At 63.0% G+C, this 20,920-nt stretch carries 17 protein-coding genes and 1 tRNA gene; 13 read left to right on the top strand and 5 right to left on the bottom strand.

The window, feature by feature from the left end:
- Nucleotides 1–78: 78 nt before the first annotated feature.
- The 3 genes from MU846_RS07460 to MU846_RS07450 all read right to left on the bottom strand — a co-directional run bounded on the left by MU846_RS07460 (nucleotide 79) and on the right by MU846_RS07450 (nucleotide 5,366).
- Complete coding sequence (locus MU846_RS07460) at nucleotides 79–2,316, bottom strand: sulfatase-like hydrolase/transferase (protein ID WP_246951247.1); 2,238 nt, start codon at nucleotides 2,314–2,316, stop codon at nucleotides 79–81.
- Nucleotides 2,298–4,610: a cytochrome c3 family protein gene (locus MU846_RS07455; protein WP_246951245.1), complete on the bottom strand. Its 2,313-nt coding sequence runs from the start codon at nucleotides 4,608–4,610 to the stop codon at nucleotides 2,298–2,300. Before MU846_RS07455 ends, MU846_RS07460 begins: the two co-directional genes overlap by 19 nt.
- Nucleotides 4,611–4,700: 90 nt before the next feature.
- Entirely contained in the window at nucleotides 4,701–5,366 is a 666-nt protein-coding gene (locus MU846_RS07450) for a response regulator (protein ID WP_246951243.1), read from the bottom strand.
- A 273-nt stretch (nucleotides 5,367–5,639) separates the two neighbouring features.
- On the opposite strand from MU846_RS07450, the gene MU846_RS07445 reads away from it, so the two are divergent.
- The 4 genes from MU846_RS07445 (at nucleotide 5,640) to MU846_RS07430 (ending at nucleotide 8,861) form a co-directional block, all read left to right on the top strand.
- Nucleotides 5,640–6,251 carry a hypothetical protein gene (locus MU846_RS07445; protein ID WP_246951241.1) on the top strand — a complete coding sequence of 204 codons (612 nt, stop codon included), beginning with the start codon at nucleotides 5,640–5,642 and terminating at the stop codon, nucleotides 6,249–6,251.
- Between the two features lie 389 nt (nucleotides 6,252–6,640).
- Complete coding sequence (exbB, locus tag MU846_RS07440; RefSeq protein ID WP_246951238.1) at nucleotides 6,641–7,603, top strand: tonB-system energizer ExbB; 963 nt, start codon at nucleotides 6,641–6,643, stop codon at nucleotides 7,601–7,603.
- Complete coding sequence (exbD, locus tag MU846_RS07435; protein WP_246951236.1) at nucleotides 7,603–8,037, top strand: TonB system transport protein ExbD; 435 nt, start codon at nucleotides 7,603–7,605, stop codon at nucleotides 8,035–8,037. Before exbB ends, exbD begins: the two co-directional genes overlap by 1 nt.
- A complete protein-coding gene (locus MU846_RS07430; protein WP_246951234.1) occupies nucleotides 8,034–8,861 on the top strand; it encodes an energy transducer TonB family protein in 828 nt (275 codons plus the stop codon). Before exbD ends, MU846_RS07430 begins: the two co-directional genes overlap by 4 nt.
- A gap of 78 nt (nucleotides 8,862–8,939) precedes the next feature.
- Here the strand turns inward: MU846_RS07430 and MU846_RS07425 are convergent, their stop codons facing one another.
- Together MU846_RS07425 and MU846_RS07420 are read right to left on the bottom strand one after the other, a co-directional pair.
- On the bottom strand, nucleotides 8,940–10,499 hold the full coding sequence (locus tag MU846_RS07425; RefSeq protein ID WP_246951232.1) for a phospholipase D family protein: 1,560 nt from the start codon (nucleotides 10,497–10,499) through the stop codon (nucleotides 8,940–8,942).
- A gap of 26 nt (nucleotides 10,500–10,525) precedes the next feature.
- Nucleotides 10,526–10,921 (bottom strand): hypothetical protein, encoded by a 396-nt coding sequence (locus MU846_RS07420; protein WP_246951230.1) that lies wholly within the window; start codon nucleotides 10,919–10,921, stop codon nucleotides 10,526–10,528.
- Between the two features lie 398 nt (nucleotides 10,922–11,319).
- Between MU846_RS07420 and MU846_RS07415 the strand changes: the two genes are divergently transcribed.
- The 9 genes from MU846_RS07415 to MU846_RS07375 all read left to right on the top strand — a co-directional run bounded on the left by MU846_RS07415 (nucleotide 11,320) and on the right by MU846_RS07375 (nucleotide 20,311).
- The gene (locus MU846_RS07415; protein WP_246951228.1) at nucleotides 11,320–12,060 is read left to right on the top strand and encodes a glutamine amidotransferase; all 741 of its coding nucleotides are present in this window, start codon (nucleotides 11,320–11,322) and stop codon (nucleotides 12,058–12,060) included.
- Nucleotides 12,061–12,106: 46 nt separating this feature from the next.
- Nucleotides 12,107–13,006, top strand: coding sequence for an AEC family transporter (locus MU846_RS07410; RefSeq protein ID WP_246951226.1), 900 nt, complete (start codon nucleotides 12,107–12,109; stop codon nucleotides 13,004–13,006).
- 74 nt (nucleotides 13,007–13,080) lie between these two features.
- Complete coding sequence (locus MU846_RS07405) at nucleotides 13,081–13,572, top strand: CinA family protein (protein WP_246951223.1); 492 nt, start codon at nucleotides 13,081–13,083, stop codon at nucleotides 13,570–13,572.
- A gap of 171 nt (nucleotides 13,573–13,743) precedes the next feature.
- A complete protein-coding gene (recA, locus tag MU846_RS07400; protein WP_246951221.1) occupies nucleotides 13,744–14,787 on the top strand; it encodes a recombinase RecA in 1,044 nt (347 codons plus the stop codon).
- 192 nt (nucleotides 14,788–14,979) lie between these two features.
- Nucleotides 14,980–15,534, top strand: a complete 555-nt coding sequence (locus MU846_RS07395; RefSeq protein WP_246951214.1) for a regulatory protein RecX — start codon at nucleotides 14,980–14,982, stop codon at nucleotides 15,532–15,534.
- Nucleotides 15,535–15,766: 232 nt separating this feature from the next.
- Nucleotides 15,767–18,367, top strand: a complete 2,601-nt coding sequence (alaS, locus tag MU846_RS07390) for an alanine--tRNA ligase (protein WP_246951212.1) — start codon at nucleotides 15,767–15,769, stop codon at nucleotides 18,365–18,367.
- Between the two features lie 116 nt (nucleotides 18,368–18,483).
- Nucleotides 18,484–19,713 (top strand): aspartate kinase, encoded by a 1,230-nt coding sequence (locus MU846_RS07385; protein ID WP_246951210.1) that lies wholly within the window; start codon nucleotides 18,484–18,486, stop codon nucleotides 19,711–19,713.
- Between the two features lie 203 nt (nucleotides 19,714–19,916).
- The gene (gene csrA / locus MU846_RS07380) at nucleotides 19,917–20,105 is read left to right on the top strand and encodes a carbon storage regulator CsrA (RefSeq protein ID WP_246951208.1); all 189 of its coding nucleotides are present in this window, start codon (nucleotides 19,917–19,919) and stop codon (nucleotides 20,103–20,105) included.
- Between the two features lie 115 nt (nucleotides 20,106–20,220).
- Nucleotides 20,221–20,311, top strand: a tRNA-Ser gene (locus MU846_RS07375).
- The last annotated feature ends 609 nt before the right edge of the window (nucleotides 20,312–20,920 follow it).

Below are 20,920 nucleotides of genomic sequence, written 5' to 3'. Positions count from 1 at the left end.
CTCGCTGGCGACGTTCTGTTATCCCTTGGCGGAGCCCTTGGTCATGATATGTATGTTGTCCCGTTTCCATGGCGGCGCTCACTGTGGGCCAGCCGGTGGGCAGACGGTGCCCAGGTTGGCGGTGATGGTGTCGCGGTCAGCCTGATCGGTGATGCCGTCATGGTTGAAGTCGTACCAGCTGGAGCCGTGCCAGCCGCTGGCGATAAGGGCATCGAAGTTGGCGAGGTCGGTGTCGTCGACACGGCCATCGTTGTTGCCGTCACCGGGGCAGCCGGGTTTGCTGGCCAGAATGCTCGCCAGGGTGTCGTTCAGCGCGAGGTAATGCTGATAAGCCTCGGTGCCAAGGTTCGCCACGCCATCACGTAGCAGATCGTCGCTCTCGCGATCAATCTGTGGCGGGTGGCTCTGGCTGACGGCGTACAGCTCCTCCGAGTACAGATCGGTGCTGTCGTCGGTGTCGGTGTCGTAACCCAGCGCGTGGTTATGTACCAGTTTGTAATGGTCGTTGCGCACTGCCTGGTAGCGGGTCCAGCCCATGGCGATGCGGTTTTGTTCATAGTCGGCGGGGGCGGCGTGATAGATGGCCTGGTTCACCTGCCAGCATTGCTCCAGCTCGCCGCTGTCGTAAGTATCGACGACGACGGGATCGTCCGCGCCTTTGCCCCACCACACACCGCCGTTGTCTTCACAGACGGTTTTGCTCACCGGCGTGTGTGAGCACATGGGGCCGATGACGCAGGGACCGTTACGGCCGCCATCGAGCTGGATGTTCAGGCCGCCCTGCGTGAAGTTGTGGTCACGCAGCGAGCTTTGGGCGGGGTTGATCAGATAAGGCAGCATCGCGACGCTGTCGGTACCGGCGGGCGTTAGTGCATCTACATCCAGCCCGGCAACTTCACCGAACAGCCGGAAAACGTCGGTGGCGTTGATCATGTGTTCCACGTCGCGGTCGGGCCGCTGGATCATGGGGCCGGCGACGATCAGTGGCACCCATACCCCCGTCTGGTACGCGGTGCCTTTTGCGCGGCTCGGGTCAAAAGGTGCTTTCACAGTGGGCCCGAAGGAACCGTTATCGCCGACAATGACCACGAGCGTGTTGCTATACGGTTGATAGATCAGGTCGCCGTCGGCGTCACGCAGGGCTATGCCGGTATCCACCAGCAGCTGGCCGAGTGCATAGTCCATGGCTTCCACCATGGCATCGGTAAGGTGACGCTGGTTGGCAATGGTGCTGGGGACCAGACGACAGTCAGGGTTGAGCTGGTGGGCGGTATGCGCTTTCAGCAGCGTCGCGGGTGGTGTTTGCAGAGGTGTGTGCGGTGCGCTGAAACTGACAGTCACCATCCACGGTTTGCTGCCGTCACGGCTCAGAATCCAGTCGCGTGCGGCTTCGGCTTCGATGATCGAGCGGTAGCCGCGCCCACGGGGATCGGTCAAGGGCAGTTCTTCCACGCCGGTTGCGCTGTTGATGACCAGCGGTGAAACATAATGAGCGTTCTCGCGATCAAATTTGAGCTGGGCCGGTGGTGTGGCTTCACATTCGGTGGCATCAGGCAGCAGCACGCCACCGTCAGTCAGGCACTGCAACCCGGCGGGGCCCGCTGCCGGGCTGGTGTGCATCACTGCGCAGCTGAAGCCGCCTTGCGCATCGGGGATATAACAGGCGCCTGTGTTGGCGCCATTGCCGGAATCATCTGCGAGAGAGGGAACGTAACCGCAGGTGTAGGTGCCTTCGGCGCCGGCACCGCCTGCGGTGGTGTCGATGGAGCCGGGCAGGCCGCCGGTCCAGCCATAAAAATAATCCCAGCCCAGCTCACGTGGCGTGCCGTTTTCTGCCGGGTTGTAATCCGGGCCGGCGAGATGGAATTTGCCGAACATGGCGCTTTCGTAGCCGGCGTTTTGCAGCAGTTTCGGCGTGGTGATTTCGTACGGGGATATCTGCGAATTGGCCAGATCATTGGGGCCGATGGCCTGATACACATTGCTGCGCAAAGGGTAGCGGCCGGTCAGGAGGGCGGCGCGCCCCGGCGAGCATTCGGGCATGGCCCAGGTGTTGCGAAAACGCACCCCGGATTGCGCGATGGCGTCAATGCTCGGCATATGCGCAGGCTGTGCGCCGCCGTAGCCCATGGCCGGCACCTGATCAATACCCACGTCGTCCATGATCACGAACAGGATATTGGGAGGTACGGGTGCTTTGCTGCTACCCGAGCTGGAGCTGGAGCCACCGCAGGCGCTGAGCAACAACACGCTCAGGCACGCCAGTGGCAAGGTGGTCGCTATTGTTTCAAGCCGGATTACGGCGCGTCGGGCCATGTTGTATCCCCCCTGTCTTGTCGGTGGTAGAGCACCACCGGGTCCTGTGGATTTTGTTGTGCCAGTGCGTGCAGCAACTGGTGGCGTTCTTCGCCGGCGGGCAAGTAGCCGAGCAGTGCCAGACGCAGGGAACGGTTTGCCGGCCGGTGTTGCAGCTGGTCGCGGAGCAGTTGCAGGGCTCTCTCGCGTTGCCCGGTGTCGTGCCAGGCCACTGCCAGCACCCAGGCGTGGGTGTCGTTCTCGGGTGCCAGCGAATGGGCTTTTTCCAGCTCGGTGATGCCTGCGGCCAGTTGGCCGTTGCGAATCAGTGCCAGCCCCAGGGCGTGGTGCAGGCTGGCATCGCCGGGATGGGTTTGCAGGCGCTGCCGCAACAGTTGCAGCGCGGCGGCAGCATCGCCTGCCTGTTCGCGCCATTGCGCCAGCCCGATCACGGCCGGTGAGAAATGAGGGTTGCGTTCGACGGCGGTTGCCAGAGCGGCTTCGACACGCTCGCCGCGCCCGGTCTGGCGGTACAGATTGGCGAGGCTGAAATGCGCCTCGGCGTTGGCCAGCAGTTGCTGTTGCACCTGCTCGTATTCCTCGAAGGGCTCGGCCGGTAACACCATGCCTTGCTGATCGGCCAGCAGCAGCCACTGTTCGGCGGCGGCAAGGCGCACGCTGCGGACGGTGTCGTTCAGCAAGGTGGGCAAATGCTGTTGCAGCAGCGGCGGTGCCAGTGTGGCGCTCGCCTCAATGGCGGCCCGACGCACGCTGGCATCGTCGTGGGTCAGCGCGTCGCGCAGCAGTGCTTGTGCGGTGTCGGAAGGGTAGCGTGGCAGTTCGGCGACGAGCGCAGCGCGGCGCGGGGCGGGCAAATCGTTTCGCGCCAGCTGGCTGGCAAGAGCGTTCGCGGCTCCGGGCTTGCCCTCGCGGGCCTTGAACAGCGCCCGGGCATAGCCGCCATCGCGGGGCTGGTGTTCTGGATACCATTGCTGGAAGGCTGTGATCAGTGCTTCCGGGCTTTGCTCGCGGTGGCAGCCCAGGCAGGCGTCGCTGTGGCCCAGCGCCTGTGCCTGAGCGGGGTCAGGCGAGCTGAAGCTGTGATCGTGGCGCAGGTCGTTGCCCATATAAAACTTGCCGGGCATGTGGCAGGCGCGGCAGGCCGCGCCTGCAGAGCCGGGCTGGTGATGGTGGTGCGCGGCGCTGTCGTAATGCGCGGGCCGCAAGTGCTCGGTGCGGATGGACGGGTGCGTCGCGGTGCCGGTTGTGTTGTGGCATTGAGTGCAGACGGCATTGTCCGGAGCGCGTAGCTGGCCACTGTGCGGATTATGGCAGTCGCTGCACACCACACCGGCCTGATGCATTTTGCTTTGCAGGAAGGAGCCGTATTCGAAGACTTCGTCCTTGATCTTGCCATCCACCTCATACAGATCGGCGCTGAGCGGGCTGACCAGAAACGCATCGTGCAGCTTCGTGTGGCCGGTCGGGTCGCCAAGCGGCGTGCGGCGGCTGTGGCAGCGGCCACAGGTATCCGGTTGTTGCGTGCGGCTGGCGGGCGCCGCAGCAAAGCCTTTGCCGGGGTGCGTGTTCGGCGCCTGCGCCCAGCGCACATGTTCCGATGCCGGGCCATGGCACGCCTGGCAGCCGACACCGAGACTGTGCCATTGGCTATCAAAGCGATCCGTGGTGGCGTCGTAGCCGAGCTGATAATGGCTCGTGTGGCATTCGATGCACTGGGTGTTGGCATTTTGTGCCGGCTGGCGCCAGTGCAGCGGGTGGGCGGCATCCACGCCCAGATTGTCGTAAAGATGAAACCAGCGCTGCTGCTGCGTATCCCAGGCGGCGCCCAGCGCCTGCAAGCGACCGTCATCCAGCGCAACAAGATACTGTTGCAGTGGCTCCCAACCGAAGGTGTAGGCCACATCAAAGGTGCCTGTATTGTCAGAGCCTGTGCCCGTGCGCACTTGAAACTGAGCGTCTCTGCCTGGAATGTTACTGCCTGGATTGCCGCTGCTCAGGGCGCCGCTGTCCAGAAAGAACAGCGAATCCCGGTCGCTGCGCAGCACAGTGCCGCTGAAATCGGCACGCACGTGATCATCGGTGGCCGGCAGCATGGCGCGCTGATGATGCGAACCTTGCCAACTCTGGAATTGTGCGGCGTGGCAGCTCTGGCATTGGTTTTCGGCTACCCAGTGTGGCCCTTCGTTTGCGGCGATGGGTGCCGAAGCCTGCGGGATGGCCTGCCAGGCGGCGACTGCCAGTAGGGCAACGGCCACAGGTGCAATGAGATAAGGCAGTGCGACAGGCAGACGCATGGCATCAGGCTGTGCTGTTGCGCGGCAGCGCAGCCGGGCGGCGGGTATGGCGCGTGCGTGCGGGCAGCGTGATCTGTTTCAGTGGTCGTGTCATAGCCGCAGCAGCCCACGGCGGGAGGCTTCGTAAACCGCTTCGGAGCGGTTGTTGGCAGCCAGCTTGCGGTAGATATTCTTGATGTGCACAGGCACGGTCTGGCGCGAGATGCTGAGCCATTCTGCCAGCTCGGTGTAGGTGAATCCCTTGGCGATACCACGCAGGATTTCCATTTCCCGGGGTGTGAGTTCGGGGCCGGATTGTGTGGCGGCGGGGGCATTCATCCGGCGTACAAGAATGCGCGCGATGGAAGCGGAGATCGGCGAATGGCCAGCGCGCAACGATTGAATCGCCTCCACCAGCTCGATGGAATCGGCGTCCTTCAGCAGGTAACCGACCGCGCCGGCCTCGATGGCAGCGAGCACGGTTTCATCATCGGCGAGCACCGAGATGACCATGGCATCGGCATCCGGGTGCAGGGTGCGCAGCAGGCGGATGGCATCAATGCCATGCCCGTCGGGCAGATCAAGGTCCGTCATCAGCAAATCGACGGCCTGCTCGCGCAGCGCCCGCAAGGCTTCCTCGAGCGTGGCGCAGGCAGCCACCAGCTCGCCGCCCGGCCAATCGCTGAGAATCTGCGCAAAATGCTTGCGCAAGGGCGGATCATCTTCCAGCAGCAGCACCCGTATCGGGCTGCCTGACGTAGCAGTGTTGTCGGTCATGGCTGTCGGCCTTAGTGTCTGGCGGGATTGTGGGCTCGGCTGTGGGTGTGTGACATACCCTATTCATGGTATGCGACGTGCGGTGCATGATATCGCGCCACTGGCAATGCTCGCAGCGCTGCCACGGCCGGCGTGCCGTGCTTTTGTTCAATGGACAGATGTGTCATAACGGCGGCCCGGCCAGCAAAGCCGGGAACGAGCCCGGCCCACGTTTGCGAGCACGTGACGCGGCAATGGGGTGCGGGAGAAAACAACGAGAACAAGCGAGCAACCGTGAAGAATATATCTGTTTCCGGGCTGGTGGTAATTGCTGTGCTCAGCGCCATCGTCGCCACCCTGTGTGATGCGATCCATGTGTTTACCGATACCCTGGCATACCCGCAGCCGCTGTGGTTGGGGCAGGCGTTCTGGGTGTTTCCGGGATTCGTCATCGCGTTTTCGGCGATGAGCCTTATTTACGCCGCTCTCGCAGATAACCTGGGCGGCACACTGCGGTGCGAGCAAAGCGCCTCCGGGCGTGCGTCGCCGCTGCCTTTTGTGGAATGCATGACGCTGTTTGCCATGACCTACGCGGTCAGCGGGTTTGGCAATTTCGAGCCGTTTCTGCTTGGCGTGCTTTTCTACGGCACCTTCCTGATCCGGCTCTGTGCCAGTTACGAGCGGGCGTTCCTGCTGCTGATCGCCGTGTTGCTCGGCGTGGGGGGCATGTTCGGCGAGGGGCTGCTGATCCAGTTCGGCCTGGTGGAGTATCGCCACGTGGATATCTTCGGCGTGCCATATTGGCTGGGTGGGCTGTATATGCATGGTGCATTTGCGCTGCGGGAAGCGGTGCGGCTGTTCTTGTTTCGCCACAGGCCGGGCGGGCGTGCTGCTGCCAGCCGTTGAGCCAGCCGCAGGGGGCACCGCGTGGCGCCCCTCCAGTCTGATCTCCCCCTGACAGGAGTATGGCGTTAAACCGCCACTCTTCTGGTCGCCTCGACTTAGGCCACCTTGGCCTCACCTTGGCCTTGCCACGCCCGGCCTCGGTCACCGCTGGCGGCTGCCGCTTTAGCTGCGGCAGGCCAGCTTTGGCCCGGCTTGGGCGCAGCCGACGATCGCAGCAATGCTCTCGTGCGAACGATTTCAGGTAGGGCTGTAGCGCTTTTTTTATTGATATTGCTTCTCATTTGACTGTTCGTTCTGCTACCATGCGATGCCGTTGCCGGGCTGGTTCCGGCGCTACTTTTCAGGCGCGCATTCGGCGCGCATCTCCGGTTTTCCTGGGAATATTCGTGATGATGAGACACTGGCTGCTGATCGGATGTCTGGCATGGTTGCCATGGTCTGTGGCACAGGCGCAGCAGGCGCCCGGCTCCGATGCGCCGGCAACCGAAGCGGAGGCGCCGCGAGCGCTCGACGAGGCTGGCGAACCTGTGGAGAGCGCTATTGGCGAGCGCACCATGATGGCCGAGGACGAAGGTCTTGCGGGCGAGGGTCTCGTGGAAAATACCGTGCCTCCGCTTGTCGAGGATGCGCTGCCCCACGATCTCTCCGTGTGGGGGATGTATCAGGCCGCCGACTGGGTAGTGAAATCGGTGATGATCGGCTTGCTGATCGCCTCCGTGGTCACCTGGACCATCTGGCTGTTCAAAACGGTGCAGTTGCGGTTGGTGCGCCGCCAGGCGGCCCATATGCTGCAGCGACTGGTGGATGCCGGGAGCTTTGCGGAGGCGCAAAAAAGCTGTGCTGACGAGCGCGGCGCCGGCTGCTATCTGTTGCAGGCCACTGCCCATGAGCTGGCGTTGTCGGCGCACGGCCCGGCCACCGATGAGGGCATCAAGGAACGTGTTGCGGCGCGGCTGGAACGGGTACAGGTTGCCGCCGGCAACCGGATCAATCGCGGCACTGGTGCGTTGGCGACGATTGGCTCGGTGTCGCCGTTTGTGGGCCTGTTCGGCACCGTGTGGGGCATCATGAACAGCTTTATCGGCATCGCCCAGACCCAGACTACAAACCTCGCCGTGGTGGCGCCGGGTATTGCCGAGGCACTACTGGCGACCGGCATCGGTCTGGTGGCGGCGATTCCGGCGGTCGTCATTTATAACCATTTTGCTCGGGCAATCGGCGGCTACCGCGCGGTGCTGGGCGACATTGCCACGGCCCTGCTGACGCTGGTCAGCCGGGATCTTGACCGCTCCCACCCGCAGGCGCGGGAGATGGCGGCGGATCAGGCACCTGTGCCGGAAGGAGTGCGCTGATGGCGATGGGCATGAAGATCGGAAGTGGCGCTGAGGAGCTGCCGGACAACCACGATATCAACGTTACGCCTTTTATTGATGTGATGCTGGTGCTGCTGATCATTTTCATGGTGGCAGCGCCCCTGGCGACGGTGAGTATTCCGGTGGATTTGCCGGCCGCAGCTGCCTCGCCACGGCCTGCGCCCCAGGAGCCGGTTTATCTGACCATTCAACCTGATCTGACGTTGACGCTGGGCGAAAGCCGGCAGCTGCGGCGTGAAACCCTGGCAGCCGCGTTACGGGAGGATGTGCCGGATCCCGAGCAGCGCATTTTGCTGCGCGCCGACCGTCAGGTGGCCTACGGCGATCTGATGGAAATCATGAGTGTGCTGAGTAGCGCGGGCTATCTGAAAGTGGCGCTGGTCGGCCTTGAGCGAGCAAGCGAGGGGTCATGACGCCGCTGGCGGGTGGTCTCAGGCGCCGCCGCCGGGAGCTCTGGCTCTGGGCGCTGGCTGCGATGTTCGCGGTGGGTGCGCATGGAGCCGTGGCAGTGGCGCTGTTATGGCGCAACCCGCCGCTGCCCGAGGCACCGATGGCCGCGCCGCTGGTGATGGATGTGGCGTTCTTTGCTGCTACGGCACCCGCCACATCTGCCGCGCCGCCGCCCGTGGAGCCGTCGCCGGAGCCGCCTCGGCAAGAGCCGCCCCCCGAACCGGAGGCCGAGCCGGAAGTGGTGCTGGAGGAAGTGCCCGAACCTGAGCCCGAACCAGAACCAGAACCTGAGCCTGAGCCTGAGCCTGAGCCTGAGCCGGAACCCGAGCCGCAGCCAGAACCGGAGCCCGAGCCGCAACCGGAAGCTGAACCCGAATCCGAACCGGAGCCTGCCGAGCAGGTCGCGGCAGCGGCATCGCCAGCAGTGGACGCGCCGGAAACAGAGCAAATGGCCGCTGCCCCGAATCCGGGCACGCCCAGCCCGCAGGCGGTGGAGGCCGAGCAACGCTGGCACAGCACGGTGGTGGCTCATCTGGAGCAGCGCAAGCGCTATCCACGGCAGGCGCGGGTGATGCGCCGCGAAGGTGTGCCGCTGGTGCGGTTCACGCTGGATCGGCAAGGCAAAGTGCTGGAGGCGGCGCTGGAGCAGCCCAGTGGTGAAACACTGCTGGATCGTGAAGCGCTGGCGCTGTTGCGGCGTGCCGAGCCATTGCCGAAACCGCCGCCGGAGGTGGGTGGAGAGCAAATCAGCCTGGTGGTGCCGATCGCGTTTTCCATCACGCGCTGATGAGCACGCGAGCGACACGCGAACGAACAGTACCGGTTCTCGAAGCGATATCCTCTCGGCTGCTCGGCTGCTCGGCTGCTACAGCAACCACTCGATCGGCAGCCAGGACAGCAAGCGCACGCCCACGCGGCGCAGCATGCTGGTGCCGGGTTCACGGCGGTGATGGATGTCGCCGTCGGGCTCGCGCTGCACCCAGTACAGCCGGCCGGCGTCATTCAGGCGCACCTCGTACGCCTCCATTGGAATCCGCTCGTCAAAGGCGCGGTTGATGGCTTCGCCCAGCAGCGGGCTGTCGATCACAAAGCCAAGCTCGGTATTCAGGCGTGCGGAACGCGGATCGAAGTTGAACGAACCGACAAACACTTTCTTGCCATCCACGGCGAATGTCTTGGCATGCAGGCTGGAGCCGGAGCTGCCGAACGGCCCGGCACTTTCGTTGCGCCCCGGGTCGCCGGGTTGGCGCTGAGTCTCGAACAGCTGCACGCCAGCGCGCAACAGATCACGGCGTCGCTTGGCATAACCGGCATGTACTGCGGCAACATCAGTGGCTTCCAGGGCATTTGTCAGCACCCGTACGCGCACGCCCTGCGCGGCCATTTCCGCCAGCGTCTCGACACCGGCGGCAGTGGGCACAAAATAAGGCGAAACCAGATCGAAAGATTCTTTCGCCTGGCCGATGACGCGGGGCAGCTCGCTGATCAGCAAATCGCTGTCGTCTGCCAGGCCGAGCCCCTTGGCGGGGTCGTCGCTGATCATGCGCGTCGGCGCCCATTCGAACGGCATCTCGCTCAATGGCGCACGGCGATCAAGCCCGGCTTCACGCAGTGCGCGAAGATATTTTTCCGCACGAGGATCGCGTTCGGCGCGTTCTGCGGCATCACTCAACGCGGCCAGCGTCTGTTCGGGCACAGCGGGCAAGATCAACTCGACAGGATAAGAGGACTGGCTGGCCCAGTAGCGATCGAAATCGAGCGCCGTCTCCTGTGCCACCGGGCCGATCGCCAGCACGTCCAGATCGGAAAACAGCAGGCCGTCAGTGGCGCCGAAATATTCATCGCCCACGTTGCGCCCGCCGACGATAGTGAGGCGCTGATCAGCGGTAAATGATTTGTTGTGCATACGGCGATTGGCGCGGGAGAAATGGGTGATAAAACCGATCTCCTTGGGCCGGCGCACGCTGAAGGGATTGAACAGCCGCACTTCGATGTTCGGGTGCTGATTCAGCGCGGCCAGCACTTCATCCATGCCGCGCACGCCGTTGTCATCCAGCAGCAGGCGCACCCGCACATCGCGGTCGGCGGCATCGCGCAACGCTTCCAGCAGCAAGGTGCCGGTGATGTCCTGATGCCAGATGTAATATTGGATATCCAGCGTGCGCTCGGCGGTATAAGCCAGCAACATGCGCGTGGCGAAGGCATGGCGGGCGTCGGTGATCGGCAGGATGCCGGACAGCCCCGGATGAGCGGCGGCCAGTGGCTTTGTGGCCGCATCCAGCCAGCCACCCTCCAGCGCGGCGGCGGGCAGTACAGTGCTATCAACCCGGCTTTCCAGGGAGGGCAGGGAGCAGCCGGCGAGGGCCAGGGAGAGCAGCGCGCAGAGGCTGTTCAGTGCTGTGTTGCGGGCTGATTTATAAGGCATGTCTGGAAGACCCAAAGTAGATATTGTCAAAACACTGCCACACCGCCTGCCACCCGCACGCCCGCACCGATGGCCGGCCGAGCCGGAATGAAAAACGCATGGGCCAGCCTTTTGCCCGGCAAGCTGGCGGCGAATACGGGGCAGACGACGGTGATGGCTGGCCCGTGCGGTGCCGTCAATTTTTCCACAAACTTGCGCACAAGAATGCTACAGCCATGCCGCGTCATCGCCATGGGCGTCACCTGCTCGGGGGTGGCGGCGAATGCTTTTGCCAGAGGCTGCGTTGTCTCGGGTGCTTTCGTTGCCGTTGGCGCATCGGGCCAGAAACTCATAAACAAGTCAAAGTCAGTGCTGCCGAACACCGGGTGCCGGCCACCGGGATGCCGGCCACCGGAGTGCCGGCCACCGGGCTGCTGGCGCATAAGACAGGGTCGATAGCATGCTGCTGATGATCGTTGTCAACGCGGCTATCCAGAGGAAGGCACAGGCCGCTCGCCGTCGTATTGATCGAGTGAATCACGCGCGCCATCCAGCAGCCCCACCGAAGAAGACATGGAGATCATGTGATAGTGGTATGAATAATGCACGTTCCGCTACGGGTAATACAGATCACGTGTGGCAGCAGCCTATCAGCGGCATGGTGACCGGATCGGCATGGAAAGGTCGAGGCTTTCCTCTTTTTTTGATCCGTGCGCGAGACGGTCTTTCCGCTTTCGGATGGCGTGGGTGGTGGGGTTGTCCGGCGCAGCATCCGGGGGACGGCGGCGAATGCAGCAGTGGCGGCTCGCCAGATATCAACCCCTTGAGGCAGGAGCGAGTCATGCTGAAACCGATCATTATCGTCAGCGCCGGGCAGCCGCCGCCGGCAATTCTCGGCCGTCATGGCGATTTCAGCGACTGGATCGCTGCCGGCCTGGGGCCGGCGCTGCCGGTGGCCGTGCTGGATGCGCGTACTGCGCCCTCACTGCCGGCGGTGACGGATATTGCCGCAGTCGTGGTGACCGGCTCCCCGAGCATGGTCACCGATCATGAGAGCTGGAGCGAACGGCTGGCGGGCTGGCTGCGTGAGCTGGTGCATGCGGAGGTGCCGGTGCTCGGGATTTGCTATGGGCATCAATTGCTGGCTTACGCATTGGGCGGAGAGGTCGGCTATCGTGCTGGTGGTCTGGCTCTCGGTACGGACACGGTGCAGCTCACTGCTGGCGCTGTCGGGGATGCGTTGCTGGATGGCTTGCCGGCCCGCTTTCCGGCGCCATTTGTGCACCGGCAATCAGTGCTGCGATTGCCGCCAGGCGCGTGCCGTCTGGCGGGCCACGAGCCCGAGCCCTGCCAGATGTTTCGTATCGGCCAGCGTGCCTGGGGCGTGCAGTTTCATCCCGAGTTTTCTGCCACGGTGATGCGCGAGTACGTGCAGCAACTGGCACCGGAACCTGATGCCCCGGTGTTGGCCCGGAGCGTGCAGGAAACGCCGCACGCCGCTGCCATCCTGAGCCGCTTTGCGGCATTGAGCGCAGCCGGCACAGGAACTGGGTGCGGGCATACCGGCAGCAATGCTTGGTGATACACTGCGCCGCCTGTCAATTCCGAACGAGAGTAGAGGCGAATTCTTGAGTGCGCTTTGGCTGGTCATAATCTGTCTGGGTGCCGGAGCACTGGCGGCACGGTTTCATCATCCGGAAGGGCTCGCGGCAGGCTTGAACTGGTGGGTGCTGCATGTGGCCCTGCCGGCGCTGGTGCTGCAACAGATACTGTTGCTGCAATGGAGCCACGAGCTGCTGTTTCCGGCAGTCGCGATGTGGCTGGTGTTCGCAGGCGCCTGGCTCCTCATCAACCTGCTTGGTCGCAGCCTGGGCTGGACACGAGGCCAGATCGGCGCCCTGGTGCTCACGGCCGGGCTGGGCAATACCTCGTTCGTCGGATACCCCCTGATCGAAGCACTGCGCGGCACCGAGGCGCTTGGGGTGGCAGTGATCGCCGATCAGATGGGCTCTTTTCTGGTGCTCTCCTCGCTGGGCGTGATCGTGGCGGCGGTGTATGCCGGCCAGCGCGTCTCGGCGATGGATCTGCTGCGGCGCGTGGCCATGTTCCCCGCCTTTTTTGCGCTGTTGCTGGCATTGATCCTGCGCCAGACGGGCGGTCTTCCGGGCGTGTTGATGGAAGTGCTCGGCCGGCTCGGACAGACCCTCACACCGCTGGCGCTGTTCACCGTCGGGATGCAGTTGCGGTTGAGCGCGGTTCGGCATGATCTGGTGCCCATGTTGTACGGCCTGGGCTGGAAACTGTTGCTCGCACCCCTGATGATAGCGGGGCTGGCGATCGCCATGGGAGCGCAGCCGGCGACGGCTGATATCGCCGTGCTTCAGGCCGCCATGGCACCGATGATTACCGCCGGCATCCTGGCACAGCAGCATGGCCTGGCGCCGGCGCTTGCCAATCGCATTGTCGGTATCGGCTTGTTGTTGTCACTGCTTACCGTTCCGTTAGCGGACTACTTATTGCGCCTGTGATTATTGCGCCGGTAACAGTCTCCGGTGGCCATGGCGGCAGGCGCGAACACAATCGAATGCCTGGAGGTGCGCCCTTGAGACATCAGCAATTGGCAACGGAAGTAGGAGAAGCGCTGGCGCGAGCCGAGATTTCCCTGGCCACGGCGGAATCCTGCACGGGAGGCGCTATCGCCGCCGCCATCACTGATATCGCGGGGTGCTCGGGCTGGTTCGAGCGGGGCTTCGTGACGTATTCCAACGAATCGAAAATGGCCATGCTGGGCGTGCCGCAAGAACTGCTGGCACAACACGGCGCCGTCAGCGAGCCGGTTGCCCGTGCCATGGCCGAGGGCGCCTTGCAGCATAGCCTTGCCGACATCAGTGTGGCGGTCACCGGCATCGCCGGGCCGGATGGCGGCTCGGCAGAGAAGCCCGTCGGCACCGTCTGGTTTGCCTGGGCGCGCCGAGATGGCGGCACCGATACGCATTGCCAGTGCCTCGCGGGGGATCGTGATGGCGTGCGCAGCGGCGCTATCGAAGTGGCCCTGCGCGGGCTGTTGGCGCGCTTGCCGGGTGCGCGCTCTTAGGGGGGTTGCAGGCGGCAGATCTCCTGTTCATAATACTGTCCATATTAACAGTGCTCGGGCCAGGGCAGCTTCTGCCGGGCCACTGGCAGGACGCAGGTTGTCGGCGGGTGTACCGTTCGCCGACACCACTATCGAGACCATCATCGAGACCATCATCGAGAGGAACCAGCAATGGATGACAACAAGAGCAAGGCTCTGAGCGCGGCGCTTTCCCAGATTGAACGTCAGTTCGGCAAGGGCTCGGTGATGCGTATGGGCGATCGCAAGCGCGAACCGATGCCAGCGATCTCCACAGGTTCTCTCGGCCTGGATGTGGCGCTGGGTATCGGCGGCCTGCCCAAGGGCCGGATTGTTGAAATCTATGGCCCGGAATCCTCCGGTAAAACCACGCTGACCTTGTCCGTGATTGCACAGGCGCAGAAACACGGCGCCAACTGCGCCTTCGTCGATGCCGAGCACGCGCTAGACCCGGATTACGCTGAAAAGCTGGGTGTCAATGTGGACGATCTCATCGTCTCGCAGCCGGATACAGGCGAGCAGGCACTGGAAATCACCGACATGCTGGTGCGCTCCGGCGCGGTAGATGTGGTCATTGTGGATTCCGTTGCAGCGCTGGTGCCCAAGGCCGAAATCGAAGGCGAGATGGGTGATCACCACGTGGGCGTGCAGGCACGCCTGATGAGCCAGGCGCTGCGCAAGATCACCGGTTCAGTGAAAAATGCCAACTGCCTGGTGATCTTCATCAACCAGATCCGCATGAAGATCGGCGTGATGTTCGGCAACCCCGAAACCACCACAGGCGGTAACGCTCTGAAATTCTACTCCTCCGTGCGGCTGGATATTCGTCGTATCGGTGCGGTAAAGCAGGGTGATGAAATCATCGGCAGCGAAACCCGCGTCAAGGTTGTCAAGAACAAGGTGGCGCCGCCGTTCCGTCAGGCCGAGTTCCAGATTTTGTATGGCACGGGTATCAACAACCTGGGCGAAATCCTGGATATGGGCGTGCAGCTTGGCCTGATCGACAAGGCCGGGGCCTGGTATGCTTATCAAGGTGACAAGATTGGCCAGGGCAAGCAAAACGCCTGCGATTACCTGCGCGACCACCCGGAGATCACTCAGGAAGTGGAAGCCCAGATTCGCGCTCGCCTGCTGACCCCGGCCACCAAGGAAAGCGGTGACGAGAAAGAAGAGCAGGCCGCAGAACAGGCAGACTGACCCAACGGGCCGGAAATGCGGCGGCGGGCAAGTTGGCGAGCTCGAGAGCCGGCAAGCTCAAGAGCAGACGAGCTCAAAGTCGAGATCGGAAAGCTGAGATCGGAAAGCTGAGACCGGAAAGCGGAGCTTCGAAAACCGAGTCAGAAAACCGAGCTCAAAGAGAAAAGCGCAGCCTGAGAGGCACAGAGCAAGATGGCTGGCAGAACAAGCTTTCGCCCGCCACGGCGGCAGGACGGGGAGGCGGCAAAAGCCGATCCATCCCCCACGCCGGAGGCGGATTTGCGCAATGCCGCGCTGGCCATGCTGGCGCGGCGCGACTTTGCCCGTCAGGACATGGCCGAGCGGCTGCTCAAGCGTTTTGGCGATGCGGCACCCGTAGCCCCGTTGCTCGACTGGCTCGAAGGCCAGCAACTGCTGGATGACAACCGTTACGCCCGGCTTTTCGTGCGTAGCCGCGTAGCACGCGGGCAGGGGCCGTTACGCATCCGGCAGGCGCTACAGCAAACTGGCATCAGCACCGCGCTGGCGGAAGAGGCACTGGCTGAGGCAGAGTGCGACTGGTTCGAGCTGGCGGCCAGCACCTGCCAGAAACGCTTCGGCGCCGTCCCACCTGCCGATCTAAAAGAAAAAGCGCGCCGGTTGCGCTTCCTCCAATACCGTGGTTTCACGGCTGATCAGTGTTTCGCCGCACTGGACGCCGCCGCACTGGACTCTTCTGCATTGGATGGTGACCGCCTCACCGAATAGCGCCGAGCAGGGCTTTAACTGAGCCGCCTGTCCTGGTGGGCCTTATGCTGCTGCCGCCCTCACCTGCCACCCGAGTTGCCCCATCTCGACCGTCGCAAGCCGCTTCAGGCCGGCTTGAAGGAGAGCTCGAAGGAGAGCTGGAGAGGCGGGGTGGCCGCATGGCGCCTGCTGGCTTGCCTCGTTATACTTGCCGCTTTCCGCCATATCCTCGACCGACATTGCAGCGAGACTTATGAAAAGCGCCGACATTCGCCAGGCTTTCCTCGATTACTTTACCCGCCAGGGGCATACCGTTGTGCCATCCAGCTCACTGGTGCCGGCGAATGATCCGACGTTGCTATTCACCAACGCCGGGATGAACCAGTTCAAGGATGTGTTCCTCGGCCGTGACAAGCGCGCCTATAACCGCGCTGCCAGCAGCCAGCGCTGCGTGCGTGCCGGTGGCAAGCACAACGACCTGGAAAACGTCGGTTATACCGCACGACACCACACCTTTTTCGAGATGCTGGGCAACTTCAGCTTCGGTGATTACTTCAAACGCGAGGCAATTCGCTTTGCCTGGGAGTTCCTCACTGTCGAAATGAAACTGCCTGCCGAGCGGTTGTGGGTCACGGTGCATGTTTCGGATGACGAAGCGGCGGATATCTGGCTGAAGGAAATGGGCGTCAGCGCCGAGCGCTTTTCCCGGCTGGATGAAGACAACTTCTGGCAAATGGGCGATACCGGCCCCTGCGGGCCTTGCACCGAAATCTTCTACGACCACGGCGCTGACGTGCCAGGCGGCCCGCCCGGCTCCCCCGGTGACGATCTGGATCGCTATATCGAAATCTGGAACCTGGTGTTCATGCAGTATGACCGCCAACCGGATGGCGAACTGGTGCCGTTGCCCAAGCCGTCGGTGGATACCGGCATGGGCCTTGAGCGCATTGCCGCCGTGATGCAGGGCGTGCATTCCAACTACGAGATTGATCTGTTTCAGGCGTTGCTGGCCGCTGCGGCAAAAGCGACCGGCACCAGCGACCCGGATGCCAAATCGCTGCGGGTGATTGCCGATCACATTCGCTCGGCCAGCTTCCTCATCAGCGACGGTGTGATCCCGTCCAATGAGGGCCGTGGTTATGTGCTGCGCCGCATCATTCGCCGCGCCTTGCGCCACGGGCACAAGCTCGGGTGCGAGAAACCGTTTTTCCACACGCTGGTGGCCCCGCTGGCCGAGCAGATGGGCGATGCCTACCCCGAGCTACGCACCCAGCAGGCGCGCATCGAAAAAGCCTTGCTGGCGGAAGAAGAGCAGTTCGGCCGCACCCTCGCGCAAGGCATGAAAGTGCTTGAACAGGCGGTGGCCAGCCTGAAAGGCACCGTGATCCCGGGCGAGGTGGTGTTCACACTCTATGACACCCACGGCTTCCCGCCGGATCTGACCGCCGATGTGGCGCGCGAGAAGGGCCTGAGCATCGACGAGGCCGGCTTTGAAGCCGCGATGGAGGCCCAGCGCCAGCGTGCCCGCGGCGCAGACGCCTTCGCCAATGATTACAGCGACCGCCTGCAAATCGAGGGCGAGACAACGTTCTCCGGCTATGAGCTGCTGGACGATCAATGCCGTGTGGTGGGCCTGTATCGCGATGGCGAAGCCGTAGCGCGTCTTGAAGCCGGCGAAGAGGGCCTGGTGGTGCTTGATAGCACACCGTTTTATGCCGAGTCCGGTGGCCAGGTGGGCGATACCGGCTGGCTGGTGGCAAACGGCACACGATTCCGTGTAACCGATACGCGCAAACGCCAGCAAGCGTTTGTTCATCACGGCAAGGTAGAGCAGGGCAGCCTGGCGATTGCCGATACCGTGCAGGCGGGCGTGGATATGGCGCGCCGCCGCTCGATCATGCGCAACCACTCGGCGACGCACCTGATGCATGCCGCGCTGCGCAAAGTGCTCGGCGAGCATGTCACGCAAAAAGGCTCGCTGGTGGGCCCGGATTATCTGCGCTTTGATTTTTCCCACGGTGAAGGATTGTCTGCCGAGCAGATTGCCGAAATCGAGCGCCTGGTGAATGAGCATATATTGGCCAACAGTGCCGTCGGCACCGAGCTGATGGATATCGAAGCGGCCCGCGCAGCAGGCGCCATGGCCCTGTTCGGCGAGAAGTACGACGATCAGGTGCGCGTGCTCACCATGGGCGAGGCCGCCTTCTCGAAAGAGCTTTGCGGTGGTACACACGTCAGCAGAACCGGTGATATCGGCTTGTTCAGAATTACCTCGGAAAGCGCCACCGCAGCAGGTGTGCGGCGCATCGAAGCGGTGACCGGGGAGCAGGCGCTGGCAGCCGTACGGAAACTCTCCGACACCGTGGCACGGGTTGCCGGCCTGGTGAAATCGGCGCCCGAACAGGTGGCAGGCCGTGTCGAGCAGCTCGTGGCGCGTAGCCGTGAGCTGGAAAAGGAAATCGAACGCCTGAAGCAGAAACTGGCATCGGGCTCCGGCAGCGATCTGAGCAGCCAGGTGCGCGAGGTCAATGGCGTGCAGGTGCTGGCGGCGCAGCTGGACGGCGCCGATGCACGTACCTTGCGCACCGCCATGGACAATCTCAAGAGCAAGCTCGGTTCGGTGGTCGCGATTCTGGCTGCCGTGGAAGGCGACAAGATCAGCCTGGTGGCGGGCACCACCGCTGATCTGACCGGGCAATACCCGGCCGGGGAGCTGGTGCGCCATGTGGCCAGCGCCATTGGCGGCAAAGGTGGTGGCCGGGCGGACATGGCTCAGGGTGGCGGGGCAGATACCGCTGCACTGCCGGCCGCATTGGCGGCGGTGGAAGACTGGGTTCGGCAGCGGCAAAGCTGACAGGCAGACCGGCACGGAAGGGCGGTTTGCCCAGTGCCGGGACGGTTATACAAGGGTGCGGTGCAGATGTTAAAGTAGCGCCCCTTTTCACCCGATTCACTTGACTGATCTCATTTATGGCGCTCATCGTACAGAAATACGGCGGTACCTCGGTCGGTACCGTGGAACGCATCCAGGCAGTGGCGGAAAAGATTGCCGGGTTCCGGGCCAGAGGGGATCAGGTGGTAGTGGTAGTCTCCGCCATGAGCGGCGAAACCAACCGCCTGATCGCACTGGCCAACGACATGACCGACACGCCCGACCCGCGTGAGATGGACGTGCTGGTATCCACCGGCGAGCAAGTCACCATCGCGCTGCTGAGCATGGCCTTGCACAAACTGGGGCTGGATGCGCGGTCTTACACCGGCATGCAAGTGCGTGTGCTCACCGATAGCACCCACACCAAGGCACGCATCGAGCACATCGACGATCACAACATGCGCGCCGATCTTGATGCCGGGCGTGTGGTCGTGGTGGCCGGATTCCAGGGCGTTGATGCCCAGGGCCGCATCACCACACTGGGCCGAGGCGGCAGCGATACCACGGCTGTGGCGCTGGCGGCTGCCCTGAAAGCCGACGAATGCCAGATTTATACCGATGTGGACGGCGTCTACACCACAGATCCGCGCGTGGTCGACAATGCCCGCAGGCTGAACACCATCACTTTTGAAGAAATGCTCGAAATGGCGAGCCAGGGCTCCAAGGTACTACAGATCCGGGCGGTCGAGTTTGCCGGCAAGTACGGCGTGCCGCTGCGGGTGCTGCATAGTTTTCAGGAAGGCCCTGGCACCCTCATTACTGTCGACGACGAGGTAGATATGGAAAAGCCGGTCATCTCCGGGATCGCCTTTACCCGTGATGAAGCAAAGATCATCGTACGAGGTGCACCGGATACTCCCGGCATCGCCTACAAGATCCTCGGGCCGGTGGGTGCTGCCAATATCGAAGTCGACATGATCGTGCAGAACGTCGGCAAGGATGGCGCAGCGGATTTCACCTTCACCGTGCACCGCAATGATTTCAAGCGCGCCCAGCAAGTGCTGCACGATGCCGCCGAGGAGCTCGGCAACCCGGAGATCATCGGCGACGACAAAATCGCCAAGGTGTCACTGGTAGGTGTGGGCATGCGGTCGCACGCAGGTGTTGCCTCGAAAATGTTCCAGGCGCTGGCTGATGAAGGCATCAATATCGAAATGATCTCAACGTCCGAGATCAAGGTATCGGTGGTGATTGCCGAGAAGTATCTGGAGCTGGCCGTGCGTGCACTGCATTCGGCATTTGAGCTCGACCACCCGGTCGCAAGCTGAGATCATGGGGCCAGCCACGGCAGACAATTGCCCCCTGGCTGGCTAACTCGGGAAGACATTATCTGACGCATCCTGCATAATGTCAGCCCGCGTCAGGGAAGTGGGTGCGTGGTTCCGGGCCAAGGATCAACCCGGAGGTGCCAAGAGCCCTGAGCCGCGGAAATGCGCTCATTAACACTGAAAGGACCCAGGAGGGATTACCCATGCTTATTCTGACCCGGCGAGTAGGCGAGACATTGATGATCGGTGATGAAGTCACCGTGACCGTGCTCGGCGTCAAGGGCAACCAGGTTCGTATCGGCGTCAACGCACCAAAGGAAGTGGCCGTGCATCGCGAAGAGATCTATATGCGAATCCAGCACGAGAAAACCACCGAGGGCGATGGCGTCTGATTTTTTTCCAGCCAATCCTTTTTCAGGGCTGGGATTTCATCTTGAAAGTGGTATTATGCCCCGCGGTCGGCGTTAGCCGGCCCGGTGCCTTGGGATAATATTTCCCACAAAATCTGGTGAGGTGGCCGAGCGGCTGAAGGCGCTCCCCTGCTAAGGGAGTATACGTTAAAAGCGTATCGAGGGTTCGAATCCCTCCCTCACCGCCAGACACAAAAGAACCCGCTCACGCGGGTTTTTTTGTGTCTGGCGGTGAGGGAGGCTTTGATGAGAACCCCCGTTCGACCAGCCGCCGCAGGCGGCGCAGGACGTCATCGCAGATGACGGGGCGCAGCCCCGAGCGCGTAAGCGCGAGTCAATCCCGACCGGCGCCTCACTGCCACGCCCGCTACTGCCACTTGCGGGTTTTTTTGTGTCTGGCGGTGAGGGAGGCTTTGATGAGAACCCCCGTTCGACCAGCCGCCGCAGGCGGCGCAGGACGTCATCGCAGATGACGGGGCGCAGCCCCGAGCGCGTAAGCGCGAGTCAATCCCGACCGGCGCCTCACTGCCACGCCCGCTACTGCCACTTGCGGGTTTTTTTGTGTCTGGCGGTGAGGGAGGCTTTGATGAGAACCCCCGTTCGACCAGCCGCCGCAGGCGGCGCAGGACGTCATCGCAGATGACGGGGCGCAGCCCCGAGCGCGTAAGCGCGAGTCAATCCCGACCGGCGTCTCACTGCCACGCCCGCTACTGCCACTTGCGGGTTTTTTTGTGTCTGGCGGTGAGGGAGGCTTTGATGAGAACCCCCGTTCGACCAGCCGCCGCAGGCGGCGCAGG

It is taken from the genome of Alcanivorax quisquiliarum (genome assembly GCF_023051175.1).
Classification (GTDB): Bacteria; Pseudomonadota; Gammaproteobacteria; order Pseudomonadales; family Alcanivoracaceae; genus Isoalcanivorax; species Isoalcanivorax quisquiliarum.
This window is presented reverse-complemented; position numbering and strand designations above follow the sequence as displayed.

Coding starts and splice junctions, on each gene's coding strand:
- recA (WP_246951221.1), top strand. CDS start 13,744: ATGGATGACAACAAGAGCAAGGCTCTGAGCGCGGCGCTTTCCCAGATT.
- MU846_RS07415 (WP_246951228.1), top strand. CDS start 11,320: ATGCTGAAACCGATCATTATCGTCAGCGCCGGGCAGCCGCCGCCGGCA.
- MU846_RS07420 (WP_246951230.1), bottom strand. CDS start 10,921: ATGCGCCAGCAGCCCGGTGGCCGGCACTCCGGTGGCCGGCATCCCGGT.
- exbB (WP_246951238.1), top strand. CDS start 6,641: ATGATGAGACACTGGCTGCTGATCGGATGTCTGGCATGGTTGCCATGG.
- MU846_RS07460 (WP_246951247.1), bottom strand. CDS start 2,316: ATGGCCCGACGCGCCGTAATCCGGCTTGAAACAATAGCGACCACCTTG.
- MU846_RS07385 (WP_246951210.1), top strand. CDS start 18,484: ATGGCGCTCATCGTACAGAAATACGGCGGTACCTCGGTCGGTACCGTG.
- MU846_RS07450 (WP_246951243.1), bottom strand. CDS start 5,366: ATGACCGACAACACTGCTACGTCAGGCAGCCCGATACGGGTGCTGCTG.
- csrA (WP_246951208.1), top strand. CDS start 19,917: ATGCTTATTCTGACCCGGCGAGTAGGCGAGACATTGATGATCGGTGAT.
- MU846_RS07425 (WP_246951232.1), bottom strand. CDS start 10,499: ATGCCTTATAAATCAGCCCGCAACACAGCACTGAACAGCCTCTGCGCG.
- exbD (WP_246951236.1), top strand. CDS start 7,603: ATGGCGATGGGCATGAAGATCGGAAGTGGCGCTGAGGAGCTGCCGGAC.
- MU846_RS07430 (WP_246951234.1), top strand. CDS start 8,034: ATGACGCCGCTGGCGGGTGGTCTCAGGCGCCGCCGCCGGGAGCTCTGG.
- MU846_RS07455 (WP_246951245.1), bottom strand. CDS start 4,610: ATGCGTCTGCCTGTCGCACTGCCTTATCTCATTGCACCTGTGGCCGTT.
- MU846_RS07395 (WP_246951214.1), top strand. CDS start 14,980: ATGGCTGGCAGAACAAGCTTTCGCCCGCCACGGCGGCAGGACGGGGAG.
- alaS (WP_246951212.1), top strand. CDS start 15,767: ATGAAAAGCGCCGACATTCGCCAGGCTTTCCTCGATTACTTTACCCGC.